The sequence below is a fragment of the Flavobacterium sp. B114r genome (genome assembly GCF_056824125.1).
This window is the reverse complement of sequence record NZ_CP124858.1, coordinates 838,293-853,228: the sequence shown is the minus strand read 5'-3', so window position 1 is coordinate 853,228 and position 14,936 is coordinate 838,293. Positions and strand designations below refer to the sequence as shown.

Below are 14,936 nucleotides of genomic sequence, written 5' to 3'. Positions count from 1 at the left end.
CATAAAGTCGAAAGTTGAAAGTCTCATAGTATTGGCTTTATGACTTTCGACTTTATGACTTTTGACTTTTAAATTTTTGACACATATGAAAGCAGATATAACAATCCCCGAAGTAGAAAACGTATTTCTTGCCGCTGTTCAGGAATGGAGCGACGATTTTATGGAGAAAGTGTGGTACGCCTATCTTGTAAACGACAGCGACTTTAATTTAGACAGCGTAATGGTAGTCTCTAAAGCATTTGGGACTATCGATGGCGAAATGAAAAAAACATCAGTTCTTCGTCATGCCTTTGTAGAGGTTCCGGCAGTTTCTGTAGTAAAAATCGAAATGGTCGAAAAGAGTTTGTTAGTTTTAAATAACGAATTCATGGTAACTTTCTTTATCGACAATAAACTATTCGATAAGAAATTCATCTTCAAATCAAACCTAATCAATGAAAATGATACTGAAGAAGTGCCAATTTTGTTTGTTGAAGGCGTGATGGTCAAGTAGGTTAGTTCTCAGTCTCAGTCTCAATTTTTATCATAGCTTATAAAGTTGGAATAATTTAAATAAAAAGAGTCCGGAAAATTTATTTTTCGGACTCTTTTTTATTGTTTAAAATCTAAATAATGCCACTGAAAACGGTAACTGTTTACTGCAACTGAAAACTAAAAATTACTTCGGTAATTCAGGTGGTCTCATTTTATAAGCTCCGGTTGACAAGCTTGTAATAAAAGCTTCAAGCGCATTAACCTCTGATTGTTTCAATTGTAATTTTTGGATTAATCTCGAAGTTGTTGGGAACAAAGTATCATTCTCCTGGCTTTCTTTTCGTTTGGGTTGTGGCATTCCGGCATTGTACATATTCAGGACGCCACGTAAATTCGGGAACAAACCATTGTGCATATAAGGCCCATTTTGAGCAGCACCTCTTAGAGATTGGGTTTTAAATTCGCCTACATTTTCAGCTCTTCCGGTTACGTTATATCTTCCTAAATCCTCATATTCTCTTCCGTAATAAGTCAAACCTATATTATGGAATTTATTATCAGAGAAATTAGCGGTATTGTGGCAATTGATACAACGTGCTTTGGTACGGAATAAATGCAAACCTTCGACTTCTTTATTGTTTAATTGTGTAGAATCTCCCGCGACAAACTTATCAAATCGGCTTTTTGGGCTTATTAAGGTTCTTTCGAAAGTAGCAATGGCTTTTAGAATTTCGGTTTGAGATAGTTTTTCTTTTCCAAACGCCTTTTGAAAATAAGGTTTGTAGCCTTTTATCTTATTGAGTCTTTTTGTTGCTAAATCGATATGAAAGTTCATTTCTTTAGTATCCTTTATAGGAAAGCTCGCCTGATCTTCGAGCGTTGTTGCTCTTCCGTCCCAAAAGAAAACTTTCGCGTAGGCGATATTCATTAAACTAGGAGAATTTCTAATGCCTTGCAATCTTCCTTCTCCATAAGAAACTCTTCTGGCGTCTCCCCAATTGAGTTCAGGATCATGGCAATTGGCACACGAAATCTGCCCTGATTTCGATAATCTGGGATCAAAAAAGAGGATTTTACCTAATGCTGCTTTTTCCTCAGTATATTGATTGTCCTGAGGAAATTCAGGTTGGCCTAAAACGCCGATGTCTTCAAAACCTTGCGCATAAACAAGAGAATCTACTTCTGGTTTTGGCCATTTTTGATAATCCCCGCTGCTGTATAGTTTTTTTAATTCAGAAATAGAAAGCGTTGGGTTAATCTTAGTATAAGAAACGATAATAAGTGATAGTACCATTACCCCAATGGCAATAAACTTTGTTTTCATTTTTAATAATTTAATTGTACACCACACTGAATCCAATAGGTACTATTGGTATTGATAGTGGCATTGTAGTCATTTTGTTTTTTTAGTGCTATTTTTTCTTTAAAATTGGTAAAGAAAACCACTGTTTTGTTGTTTTTTACAGGATAGCTGTATTCTAATCGTATTGCCGGAGCAAAATAATTTGTTGTACTCACGACGTAATCATGAATAATGACCTCGTTTAGAAAAGCTGCATTTGTACCGCCGGAAGTATCATAATATTCTAATTTTGACGGAAGCGGGAAATACATATTAAAACTTACGGTGGAGTTTAATTTACTTTTTCCGAATGAAAAATCTTTGCTTGCAAATATTCCTGTATTAAGTGAGTTTATTTCAATATCATTTGTCGCCATGATATCACTGTACTGATTTTGCTGGTAAAGGATATCCAAACCAAATAAATAATCAATATGTGAGCCTGTTTTTTGCGAAACGGAGCTTAACCAACTAATTGCATTTAAACTGTTTTTGTAATTATAACCATTGTTTTTCAAATCGTAATTTTGAGCGTTGCTTTTGTCAAATTTTAATGTTGATTTGATCTCTTTTTTATCCCATTGATGCAAAGCAAATAGCTCAGCATGATTAGTAGTTGTTTTAATAGTCAGTCTTTGACTGTCTTCGTTGTCAAAAACGTCAGTATAGAAAGTATTATCTGATTTCTGATTGTAATATAAAACAGTGAACCGGGTGTTCTTATTGCTAAAGTTATACCCTAAACCAAGTTTGTTTTGAATATCCTTATAAAGAAATCGTGTACTGTTGTAATAATTAGATTTGAAATAATTGATAATTCTGCCATATCCTGTATTGAATCGTAAATATGTCTCCGGATTACCTTCGACATTTGAATGTGTATCCTTGTATTTATATGAAAAATCTTTATCAGATCTTGAGTAATCTGCCAGAGCAAAAACGTTATGGTTTTCTTTGAACTGATATCCCAGCTGTAATTCTCCCCCAATTTTTCGTGAAATAATTTCAGGCCTCGGATCCAGATTTCGACTGTATTTTCCGGTATTGTAATTAAGTTTTGCAGCAATAGATATCTTATTTGTAATATCCTTAGAAATTCCCCCGCTAATTTTATATTCCTGATTGGTCCAGTTGGCTTTTCTTGGAACGTAAAAATAATGAGGAAGAATAACCTCGTGGTCTTCAGAACGATCATCAGAAAGTACCCATCCCAAATCTTTTTCATCTGTTTTTTTAAGAGATAAATTACCAAACAAATTCCATTTAGATTTTGTTGTATAATATCCCTGAGCCAAAAACTGATAAGAATTAATTTCATTTGCTATCTGTTTTCTGGCAAATTCATTTTTTTGGTACTCGTATGATACTTCTGTAAAAGTGAAATCTTTGATATACTGCCTGGTATAATTGATAGGATATTTAAAAATTTGATTTTTAAGCTGGGCATCAATAAGATGATTGGTCACAATGATACTGTCCTGAGCTTGTACTGAAAAATGACTAATAATAACGAAAAGAAGTAATGCCCAATATTTCAGGGCATTACTTGTGGTATTAATGAGTGTAGGAGTTATGATTTTCATTAATGAAAATTTTAGTTGAATCCTCTTGGATTTGCTTTTGTTTCAACAAAATCGTTAGTTGAGTTATTGGTGTCTTGTAAAATAATTCTTCCTCCAATTGTTGTTTTTGTCTTTCTCATTACAGATTTTGAAGAATAAGAGCCGCTTGGTAAATAAGTATTTCCTCCATCTATGTGTGCAGGCATCTTTTTGGGTACTAGACCAGATCCTAGATCTTTTGTAAGCTCAACACCGTCTGTAAGTTTTGTAATTGGAATCTGTAAATATGCATTCTTCTCACCTTTAGGGTTTTTGTATTTCTTTAGACTTGAAAACTCAATAGCATTCATATTAAAAATGGCAAAAGCCTGTCTTCCGCTTGGATCCAGAATTAAATCATTGTTTCCATTTCCCCAATACGCAATTCCTAAATCTGGCACTGCCGGATTTTGAATGTCAAATTGATAAAGATCACCTACAGAAGTACCTAAAAAGGCTTCAAAATCAGCATTGCTTAAATCGACAGTTAATTCAGGATTTAATATACTTACAGATTTTCCTGTATTGTCGATATAGTTCGATTGGTGGTTAATAGCATTTTGTGCAATTACAATGCTTTTTCCTGGCTGTACCGGGTATTGTGTTCCGTTTCCTGGAATTTGCACAACATTAGAAGCATATACATAATCTTTATTTGCAGGATCACCCATTGTCATTTCTTCAGATTTGCTCCAGTCAAATTGACCTGTAGATAGTGTATAAGCAAATACTGTTGTAACATTCGTACCATATAATTGTGCGATATACAATCCGTCAGCATATTGTACTGCGTTTGAATTGTTGTAAATTTCAATAAACTGATCTCTAAAAACAGCCCCTTTTTTAGTGTCAGAACCACCATAGTAAATTTGCTTAATCACAAAGTCACCCACTTTTGACGTTTTCAGTGTAATATTTATTGGAGCAGTTTCTGTGTTTACCACTAAGCTTGCCGCGGCACCATTAAAATTAACTTCGGCTTCAGTTGGCGTATAGCCAAAAGTTGCTGTAAACTCATCAGTATGCATCACTTTTGTTGCAGAAACAGAATAGACACCAGGCAAAATCTGATTGAATTGTGCAGTACCATTATTGTCGCTTTCTACAGTGTATTTATTTCCTGTTTCGTTATTTACGATAAGAACAGTTGATTTTTTTACTGCAAGATTATTAAATGTCTCATCGTATTTAATTGTTATGGTAAGATTTACAGGTTTTAATGCCTCGTCATCGTTATTGCTGCAGGACTGAATCAGTAATCCTAACATGAAAGTTATAGTAATAAGGAATGTTTTTTTCATGGTATATATTTAGTTTAAAATTGATAATTAAGACTTGCTCCAAATGTGAGCGGGGCAATATTAGATAATACCTTCAGGCCGCTTGTGTCATAATAATAGGGCTTGAGATTTAAAAAGTTGGTAGAATAAAGCGAAACACTAAAACCATTTAAAAAATCCTTGGAAACTCTCAAATGAAAATTATGAAGAACGTTTTGAAGTTTGCTCTGCGTTTGGCCGGGATCTCTTATAAGATGTGCGTATTTCTGAATATTTGTTCTGTCTTCGAGCGGAATTTCATGATACACAAGTTCAGTGTCTAAATAACCGTTTAAAAAATTACCGGTAGGTGATTTGGAATTTCTTAATAAAACGTGTTCACTTCTCACAGAAACAAGCAAACCAACAGCCGGAATATGATAATTAAAATTAAAACTCGCTGTAAAATTATCCATCCAATAGTTTTTTTTATCATATACGCCGTATAGTTCAGATGAAAGAAGACTAGAGGAAGGGTAATATTCTTTTGCGTCTGAAAAATCTTTTGTCGAGGTATAAGAAGCATTCATACTTATATCCAGATTAAGCGCCTTTATTTTTTTGAAATTGATGGTCGTTTCCAAACCTTTATCCTCTGAGCTGCTGTTGTTTGTTATTGCATTGCTCATGTAGTAAAACTTCTCAGTTCCATTAATTTTATAAGTTGGAATCTCAGTTCCTGTAACGATGACCTCTGCTTTTGGAATTATTTTATAAACCGGAACCTGCTGACCAGAAAAACCATTAAAGAGTTTGTTGTAGTACCCTGTGAAATTAACAGAAGCAAAAGGCAGTTTAATATCTAAACCAAGCTCTGTTCGATACGATTTACTGGGTTTTAAGTTTAAATTATCTCCCGGAGTGATAATAGTTTGTATCCAGGCCTTTTGATAAATTCCGGGATAAGTATAAATGCCGCTTCCTACCAATTTATCAAAATAGCGTTCGCCTGTGTACAACTGGTTTAAGGAGGGTGCTTTTGAGGATATTCCTCCTCCGGCCCGTAATCTGACTATTTTGTTGAGCGTATAAGATGAATTTAAACGGGGCTGTAAAGAAACACTTCCCATCTGGTTGTCAAAGCGTAAACCGAAGTCAATATTTAAAAGTCGATCGTTTTCAAAATTTTTAAATATTCTGTCCTCCAGGTAAGCAGATGTCTGATATTCTGTTTTTGTTTGACCAAAGTCATAATCTCTATAGGCAAGAGTGCCGGATCCCTCTTTTCCAAGTGTGTAATAGTTAACTAATCCGGTGGCAGCATTTTTTCTTCCTTCTCCTTTATTGGCACTCATTCTGTTCGAAATTCCAAAAACAAGACTATGGATCCAATTGTTTTTGTTGGTCAAAGTTTTTGTCGTTTCCAGTGTTAAAAATGTCGAGATAGGAATGCCTTCTACAGTGTTAATACTCGTGTACTGCGAAGGAACAATGATAGCTTCATGTATGCCTTCCTCACGACTATCAGTTGCAGCAGAAGTATAGGTGTTAAGCCATCTTTCTCTACGGCTAAACTGTCGGTCATAACTCAAACCCGCGTTTACGTTAATTCCATCAACCCATAAATTTTTAGGCTTCCACATTAAATTATTCGATAGAGAAAAACCTTGCTTTTCGTTTTTTACTACAACAGCCGTAATATCATCAGGATCACTTTTTGCATCATCCAGATTCATTCTAAAAGAAGTGTTTACTGTGTTTTTTATAGTAGCATCGTTGTTTTTATACTGCCAGGATATGCTTCCGTTTATCCTTTGAAAATTTAAAATATTATCTCTGGGATCAGCTTTGGCATCCAGATAGTTAATGCCAAAATTCATTGCGTTGTTAGAATTGAGTTTTACCCCTTTGGTTAAATTAAGCTGTGATGTTGCATCTCTTATCGATGCAGAAACACGGTACGGACTATTTCCAACCTTTGTAGTTATTAAAACAAGTCCAGAAGTCATATCACCGTATTTGGCGGAAGCAATTCCCTGAATGACTTTTATTTCCTCAATATTATTAGTTGATATCTCTCTTAAATCAACTCCTTTATTTGTGTTGGTAAAAGTGTTGATTTTTGTGCCAAAATCATTTGCTAAACCTGAATTTGGATTAAAAGCCTGCATATTCTCGTTGTTGGAAATTGGGATATCATCCATTACAAAAGAAGTCCCAAAAGCTTTCGCTGCATAAGAAAGTGAAGTTTCTGATGCGGTTCGGAAAACAATATTTTTAAACTCATTCAGATTAAATTTCGTAGTAGTTTGCCCGGGAAGCTGCTGTAAAACATCATCGAGCGAGAAAGCCTGAACGTTATTAATGGCATTTGTGCCCAATGTCAACTCAGAATATTTTCTTTCCTTATTAGCCGTAACCACAACTTCTTTAAGGCGAAGTGTATTATCTTCTAAAGAAACGGTAATATTGTTTTCATTGTTTTTTAAAACGATATTAGACTCCATTTTTCCTAACAACGAAAAATTAAGCTCTATATCTTCAAAATAAGGAATTGTAATTATAAATTTTCCGTTTTTATCGGAAATACTCCAGTTGTCAGATTTCATATCACGAATAAAAACGCCCGACAACGTTGTGGAAGTTTCCTTGTCTATAACTTTACCCGTTATCACTCTTTGAGAAAAAACAGAAGTAGAAATTAGAAAGAATAGTAAAATAGAACGCATTGTTTTTAATTAGAATCAATAAAAATAATAACGCAAATGTATCAATAATTTTGTGCGAAGCAACTAAAAATAAGGGATTGTAGAATTGTGAAACCTGTGATTTGTGAGAAAAAGATAGAGGGTAAGTTTTTGAAAATTGGATGTATCTCGTTGATAAACAGGAAAATGTTGTTTTGGAGGTTTTGTAAGAGCAAGGAGATCTTTTTTTTGGAGTAAGATGTAGGTTTGATGTATTCTAAGAGAAAGTATTTCTTGTTAATACTTGTGATTTTTCTCTTGTTGCTCTGTGTTTTTAAGAAGTAGGCAAACAAAAAAAGAGTCAGGAAAATTAATTTTCCTGACTCTTTTTATAAAAATTAAAGTAGTCTATATCTTAATCTAAAGATTCAGTTAGTTTTTTAAAGACAGATTTAGCATCTTTTCCTTCATATAGAACTGCATAAACTGCATCGATAATTGGAGTATGAGCTCCATATCCCTGATTTAGTTTGTAGGCACTTTTAGTAGCATAATAACCTTCAGCAACCATACTCATCTCCATCATGGCGCTTTTTACTGTATATCCTTTTCCAATCATGTTTCCGAACATTCTGTTTCTTGAGAATACAGAATATCCCGTAACCAATAAATCGCCTAAATAAGCTGAATCATTAATGTTACGTTTCATTTTGTGCACTTTTTTAATGAATTTTTTCATCTCACGAATTCCGTTACTCATCATAACCGATTGAAAGTTATCACCATAACCTAAACCATGTGCAATTCCGGCTGCAATGGCATATATATTCTTAAGCATAGCAGCATATTCAGTACCAATAATGTCATCAGAAATTTTTGCTTTGATATAGTTTCCGGACAATGATTTAGCAACAATACTGGCTTTGTCAGGATCACCGCAAGCAATTGTCAGATACGAAAGTCTTTCTAAAGCAACTTCTTCTGCATGGCAAGGACCAGTAATAACACCAATATTGTAATAAGGAATGTCGTATTGAATATGAAAATGCTCCCCAACAATTAAACTCGTTTCAGGAACAATTCCTTTAATAGCCGAAAAGATGATTTTATCAGCCAAAGAAACCGTTAAGTTTTTTAGTTCAGCATCTAAGAAAGCAGACGGAATAGCGAAAATTACATAATCGGCATATTCAATTGCTTCATTTATATTGTTAGTTAATTTAAGTTTTTTAGTGTCAAATTCAACTGAACTTAAATAATTTGGATTGTGTTTGTATTTCTGGATATGCTCTATCGCAGCATCATTACGCATGTACCAAGCAATTTCTGAAAGATTCACGCATAACATCTTTGCAATTGCTGTTGCCCAGCTTCCTCCTCCAATTACTGCAAATTTTAAATTTTCGCTCATTATTTTAATAATTTAAAACAAAAGTACTTAATAATGTAGTAATAATACAAAATCTGATTTAAGAAAATTCCAAAACAGACGTTAAGTTTTTTTTGCCATTAAAACAGAAAAACTAATTTTTAATAAATGAGGACAATCTTTTGCACAAAAAAGGAGAAATGAATGAAAAATTATTATTTTTGATGAAATTTCTTTCAAATATGACTAGCAAAATTTTCAGCCTTATTTTGGTATTCACTACCGGACTTTCTTTCTCGCAAAACGCAGAACCCATTTATTTTGATAAAAATTGGAAAGAAACTTCTAAGGCAAAGGCTTCTTTTTATAGAATTAATCCATCAAAAAAATTAGATGATCTGGTTTTAATCGAAGATTTCTACCTTAATAAAACTCCTCAATTTCAAGGATATTCTTTTCAAAACGACGAAAATAGTTATGTTGGAGATATTGTCTGGTATGATGAAAACGGTTTTGACTTATCTGTCTACCAGTTTTATAATAATTCAGCTGCTTCAGTCTTGACATATTATTATCCAGATGGAAAAAGGCTTAAAACGATTCCGTATAAAAAGGGTAAAAAAGACGGAGAGCACACTGTCTATCATCAGGACGGAACCATTTTAATAAAAGGAAAATACAGTAAAGGAAAACCTATTGAAGGAGATTTTGAAGAAGTTAGAAACTGGGAGGATTACAGAAGCAATAAGTCAGAAAGTGAAGCTAATGAGGAAAATGAACTTTTAACCGAAGCGGCACCTGTAGTTGAGTATTCTGCCGGAACTAAAAAAAAGGTTATAACGAAAATAATTAAGAGCAAGATCTTCTGGATTAATTCTAAACAATTGGCGCAGGAAACCTGGTACGATATTGAGTATGACCGGATGCATCGTTTTAAACAGGTAAATTATGATGTCACGGGAAAAATACTGCAAACAATCGGGCAAGCTGATTTTGAAGAATATAGTGGGAACATTTCAAATGGTATTGTGTATGAATATTATGTTCAGAATCAATTTGCAGTCGCCATCAAATCGAAAACAGCTTATAAAGGACGAGAGAAATCAGGAGAAAAAATTAAATATTATCCCAACGGTAAAATTCAGGAATTTACTAAATATATAAATGGTAAAATAGTGGGCGATGAGATTGTTTATGATAAAAATGGTACTGTAATGCAAAAACGAACCTATAAAGACGGAGAACCATTTGAAGGTAACTTTAATGAAAATTTTTCCGGAAGTCTGATCATGAATTCGAATTATGTAAAAGGCTTAAAAGAAGGAGAAGCCATCGTAAAAACCGATGAAGACAGTATTGTTACTAAAGGGATTTATAAAAACAACAAACCCTATAAAGGAACCTTTATTGTAAAAACGGGTGAAGATACCCATGAGTTAATTCAGGTTACAGACTTTAAGAAAAATGGTCTGCAAAAAATCTTTAATTATAATATTGATAATATTATTGAAACGTATACTTGTGTAAATGATATTGTAGATGGTGAAACTATTTTTTATAGCAACGGCGAAATTACCGGAAAGATTGAATATAAAAACGGTTTGCCTTACAATGGAAAATTAGTAGAAGGCGAAACTGCGACAGTCTACAAACAAGGAGCAATTACCGATGAAATCTTTTATAGAAATAAATATGAAAGAACAGATGAAAATGATATTCTCAAGTCTAAGAGTTTTACCAACGGAAAACTCACTAAAATAGTCAATAGCTCCTTTACGATTGCAGATAAAGTTCAGGATTCTTATGAGGGAATTTATAAAAACGAACAACCTTATTCAGGATATTTTTCTACAGAGCAGCGTGAATTTAATTATGTTGATTATTATGAAAATGGTATAAAAAAGTATCAGTATTCTAACAACTATCTGGAGAATCTGGAGAAATACCAACATCCGTATTATGATATTAAATCGACTTATAAAGAAGGAAAAATAATTGATGGCGTAGAATACATAAAATTAGACCGCCAGTTTATTTCGAAATATTGGAAAAATGGAGTTTTACAAAGTTATGATGTAGATCTTTTTGCGATGCATTACTTTAATCGTTTTCATTTTGAACTGAAAAACAACAGTATTGAAATAACAGAATTTAAGAAAAAACAAAAAGGGAGAATTACGAGAGAAAAAATCGGTGATAAATATACAAGCCAATTAATTATAGGGGATAAAGTCGTAATGTCAAGTTCGTCAATCGACCTGGACAATGAAATGCCGGAACAAATGGGCAGTATTATGTATTATGAATCAGACCAAATAATCAAAGCTAAAGTTATAGACTCTAAAGAAACAGATTATGAAGGCCGACGAGAATCAGAGATGTTTTACGAAATATTTGCATCAACGGTTAATAGCTCTAAAACAACAGAGGAAAATTTCAATTCGATAGCACAGGATTTTTCGACAAGCAAAAATATAGAAGCCATGTTTGGTAAAGGCGATAATGCCGATGTACTAACTGGATTAAGATTTAATGAATTAAAAAAGCCCGAAATGGGAATTCTGGTAGTCAAAAGCAACAGTACTTCCTATAATCTAAAATCATTTTTCGACGGAAAAGTTTTGGAAGAAAAGAAGAATATTGATATAAAAAATATTAGGGAAGAAGTAAAAAAATTGAATTCCGTCCTTGAAAAAAAATTAAATGAAAGCTTTAAATAAGAGCTTTCCTGAAAGCTATTGTTTGAATCTCAATTTTTTTTTTTGTCACTAACACAATAAAAACAAAACTCTTACGTTGTAACTTATTATAAATTAGAATCTTAATGAGTTTAGCAAAAATTGAGTTAGTTAGTTTTGTTTTAGTATTTTAAAAAGGCGCTCCTGAAAATTCAAGAACGCCTTTTTTTATTTTACGGTTTACGGTCACAGTTTTCAGTGTGAACTGAGACTAAATTCTGCGACTGAATACTATTTATTAGTAACTCATCTCAACAATCGATTTTACCTTATCTAAAGTAATCAATTGTTTTTCTCCCAAGCCTTTCCAGCCTCTTTCATCAAAACGATTTACGATAAAATCGGCTGTTTTGCTGTAATCGTCTACATATTGAGAAAGTTTGGTATCCATGCCCATAGTATGGAAAAACTCAACCGTTTTATTGATTGCTTCTCTGGCTACTTCTTCATCAGAACCGGTTAGGTTGAAAATTCTTCTTCCGTATTGTGCCAGTTTCTCTTTTTTAGTATCAAACATCACGTTGTATAAACTTGGACCTACGATAGCTAAAGTTCTTGCGTGATCGATACCGTATAGCGCCGTTAATTCATGACCAATCATGTGAGTTGCCCAGTCAGACGGAACACCTTTCTGGATCAATCCGTTTAATGCCATCGTACAGCTCCACATAAAGTTAGAAGCCAAAGCATAATCAGTTGGGTTTTCTACCACTTTAGGTCCAACTTCAATCAAAGTTTGTAGAATTCCTTCAGCGATTCGGTCCTGCAAATAACCTTCGTGCGGATAAGTTAAGTATTGTTCCATTACGTGTGTATAAGCATCGACAACACCATTTTGCAATTGTCTTTTTGGTAAAGAGGCAATAACCGTAGGATCGCAAATAGAGAATTTTGGGAACATTGCGCTTCCGCCAAAAGCCAGTTTTTCCTGAGTTGACTGGATCGTAACCACGGCTCCTGAATTCATCTCGCTTCCCGTTGCCGGCAAAGTCAAAACAGTTCCAAAAGGCATTGCATTATCCTTAATCAGCAAACGTTTTTGCAAAATATCAATCGGATTTCCGTCAAAGTTCACAGCAGCCGAAATAAATTTCACGCCATCAATAACAGATCCGCCACCAACAGCAAGGATAAAATCGATTTTTTCTGCTTTAATCACTTCAACAGCTTTCATTAAAGTTTCAAAATGAGGGTTGGGTTCGATTCCGCCAAATTCTACAATATCAAAACCTTTTAGATTGTTGATTACCTGTTCGTGAATTCCGTTTTTAAAGATACTTCCGCCACCATAAGCCAATAAGATTTTAGCATCTTTTGGTACTAAAGTCGAAAGTTTTTCTATTTGTCCTTTTCCGAAGATTAAATTCGTAGGATTGTATAATTCAAAGTTTAGCATTTTTTTTTAGAGTTTCTGTGCTGATTAGCTAAGTTTTCTGATCTTAGTAACCCAACATCTTTTTTATTAATATTCAATGAGATCTTACGTCTCTAAGTTTTTTTTAAGTGATTCAAAACTTAGCAACTTAGAACCTTAATGCCTTAGCACCTTTTTTAAGTTTCTAAGATGCTAAGTTTCTATGGGACTAAGTTTTTTGCTTACTCAATATCTAAGAATCTGAGCATCTGTTTGTTATTATCTTTTAATTAATTTATAAGCGCTATTTTTCAAAATCTTAGAACCTTTTTACTTCAATTTTTTCAATAATTTACCGGCTACTAATTTAGACGATGCCGGGTTTTGTCCTGTAATCAAAAGACCATCTTCTACAGCATAAGGCGCCCAGTTTGGTCCTTTAGAAAATTTAGCTCCATTTTGAGTCAAAGCATCTTCTAATAAAAACGGAACAACTTTGGTTAAGCCAACTGCTTCTTCCTCTTCATTTGTAAAACCGGTTACGTTTTTACCTTTTACTAAAAATTCGCCATTTACTTTTACGTTTTTCAAAACTGCCGGAGCGTGACAAACAAAAGCTACAGGTTTTTTATGATTATAGAAAGACTCGATTAAGGCGATTGAGTTTTTATCCTCTACTAAATCCCAAAGTGGTCCGTGACCACCAGGATAGAAAACAGCATCGTAATCTTTTTGGTTAATCGTCGAAAGCTTGTGCGTGTGTTTTAATTTTTCCTGTAATACCTTATCAGTATCAAAACGTTTCGTATCTTCTGTTGCAGATGCCGGGTCAGCACTTTTCGGGTCAATTGGAGGCTGACCTCCAAGCGGAGTTGCTATTGTAATTTCGACTCCCTGATCTAATAATTCATAATAAGGTGCAGCTAATTCTTCTGACCAAAATCCTGTTTTCTCCCCTGTATTGCCCAGTTTATCGTTACTGGTTACAACAAATAATACTTTTTTCATACCTTTTTTATTTGATTTTTGGGCCATAACTGAAATGTTAGAAGCTCCGAATGCTATAATTGCGAGTAATGCTATTCTTTTCATAGTTTTAAATTTTTATCAAATTTACAGCTTAAGTGATATTTGTAAAAATAAAATAAACTATGTTTGTTATAAAAATATTTATATCATGGTCAATCTTGAATGGTACAGAACTTTTAAATCTGTTTATAAAAACGGTAATTTTTCAGTTGCTGCAAAGGAATTGTTTATGAGTCAGCCAGCGGTAAGTCAGCAAATCTCCATGCTTGAAGCTCATGTTGGTTATAAGTTATTTAATAGAAAATCGAAAGGGGTCGAAGCAACCGAATATGCTAAGTTACTCAATAATTTAATTATCGATGCCCTCGATCGGTTAGAAAATGTCGAAAATGGTTTTCGGGCTAAAGCGCAGGATTCTAATCGGTTAATATCTGTTGGCGTTTCAAAAGATCTGTTTGATAGTTTGGGAAGCGTTTTAATTACCAGCTTTGATTTTATCGATTTTACCTTCGCAGATAATGATGCCCTTTTTGCATTAGTGGATGCTAAAAAACTCGATTTCGCCATCATGACCAAAAGATTTGACACATTTGACACGATTCAGGAGATCGTTGGAAAAATTAAATTGGTAATGGTCGCATCTATGAATTTAGAAGCAACAGAATTTCGTCAGAAATTAAAAGCAGATAATTTTACAGAAACAGAACAATGGCTGAACGAACAAAAATGGTATTGTCATGATGCCAGAATCTCGCATATAAAAATATTTTGGCTCCACGCTTTCAATAAAAAAAGACCCTCGATGGTACCTAATTATATTATTCCGTCAGAATCTGAAATGCTCGAAATACTGTCAAAAAATTCAGGAGTAGCCATAACCTGGAATTGTAATGCGAGAAAGCATATTAAAGAAAATAAGCTGCAATTGCTTTGGAATAGTTTTCACGTTCCAGAGGAATACGTATATTTATTAACCGCTAAAAACAATAACTTAAGTTCTTTTTTTGATACTATTACAAAAGAGTTAAAATTGTTTTTAGGGAATAGATTATAATTTTTTTAGCCCCAAATTTTGACAAATTT

10 protein-coding genes are annotated in these 14,936 nt (G+C 33.7%); 3 read left to right on the top strand and 7 right to left on the bottom strand.

Annotation, left to right across the window (positions count from 1 at the left end):
• Positions 1 to 85 precede the first annotated feature (85 nt).
• Entirely contained in the window at positions 86 to 493 is a 408-nt protein-coding gene (locus QLQ94_RS03895; protein ID WP_271334094.1) for a hypothetical protein, read from the top strand.
• A 165-nt stretch (positions 494 to 658) separates the two neighbouring features.
• Here the strand turns inward: QLQ94_RS03895 and QLQ94_RS03890 are convergent, their stop codons facing one another.
• From QLQ94_RS03890 to QLQ94_RS03870, 5 genes are all read right to left on the bottom strand, one after another.
• Positions 659 to 1,798 (bottom strand): cytochrome-c peroxidase, encoded by a 1,140-nt coding sequence (locus QLQ94_RS03890; protein ID WP_427401226.1) that lies wholly within the window; start codon positions 1,796 to 1,798, stop codon positions 659 to 661.
• 2 nt (positions 1,799 to 1,800) lie between these two features.
• On the bottom strand, positions 1,801 to 3,399 hold the full coding sequence (locus QLQ94_RS03885) for a DUF6850 family outer membrane beta-barrel protein (RefSeq protein ID WP_427401227.1): 1,599 nt from the start codon (positions 3,397 to 3,399) through the stop codon (positions 1,801 to 1,803).
• Positions 3,400 to 3,410: 11 nt separating this feature from the next.
• Positions 3,411 to 4,718: a DUF4876 domain-containing protein gene (locus tag QLQ94_RS03880; RefSeq protein ID WP_427401228.1), complete on the bottom strand. Its 1,308-nt coding sequence runs from the start codon at positions 4,716 to 4,718 to the stop codon at positions 3,411 to 3,413.
• Positions 4,719 to 4,732: 14 nt separating this feature from the next.
• Positions 4,733 to 7,405 carry a TonB-dependent receptor gene (locus QLQ94_RS03875; RefSeq protein WP_482499225.1) on the bottom strand — a complete coding sequence of 891 codons (2,673 nt, stop codon included), beginning with the start codon at positions 7,403 to 7,405 and terminating at the stop codon, positions 4,733 to 4,735.
• Between the two features lie 373 nt (positions 7,406 to 7,778).
• Positions 7,779 to 8,774 carry an NAD(P)H-dependent glycerol-3-phosphate dehydrogenase gene (locus QLQ94_RS03870; protein ID WP_271334099.1) on the bottom strand — a complete coding sequence of 332 codons (996 nt, stop codon included), beginning with the start codon at positions 8,772 to 8,774 and terminating at the stop codon, positions 7,779 to 7,781.
• Between the two features lie 200 nt (positions 8,775 to 8,974).
• Between QLQ94_RS03870 and QLQ94_RS03865 the strand changes: the two genes are divergently transcribed.
• Positions 8,975 to 11,452, top strand: a complete 2,478-nt coding sequence (locus tag QLQ94_RS03865) for a toxin-antitoxin system YwqK family antitoxin (protein ID WP_482499224.1) — start codon at positions 8,975 to 8,977, stop codon at positions 11,450 to 11,452.
• A gap of 256 nt (positions 11,453 to 11,708) precedes the next feature.
• On the opposite strand, the gene QLQ94_RS03860 is transcribed toward QLQ94_RS03865, so the two are convergent.
• Together QLQ94_RS03860 and QLQ94_RS03855 are read right to left on the bottom strand one after the other, a co-directional pair.
• Positions 11,709 to 12,866, bottom strand: a complete 1,158-nt coding sequence (locus QLQ94_RS03860; protein WP_271334101.1) for an iron-containing alcohol dehydrogenase — start codon at positions 12,864 to 12,866, stop codon at positions 11,709 to 11,711.
• Between the two features lie 288 nt (positions 12,867 to 13,154).
• Positions 13,155 to 13,916, bottom strand: coding sequence for a type 1 glutamine amidotransferase domain-containing protein (locus QLQ94_RS03855; protein WP_271334102.1), 762 nt, complete (start codon positions 13,914 to 13,916; stop codon positions 13,155 to 13,157).
• An 85-nt stretch (positions 13,917 to 14,001) separates the two neighbouring features.
• Here QLQ94_RS03855 and QLQ94_RS03850 point away from each other — a divergent pair, with 85 nt between their 5' ends.
• The gene (locus tag QLQ94_RS03850; RefSeq protein ID WP_271334103.1) at positions 14,002 to 14,907 is read left to right on the top strand and encodes a LysR family transcriptional regulator; all 906 of its coding nucleotides are present in this window, start codon (positions 14,002 to 14,004) and stop codon (positions 14,905 to 14,907) included.
• Positions 14,908 to 14,936 lie beyond the last annotated feature (29 nt).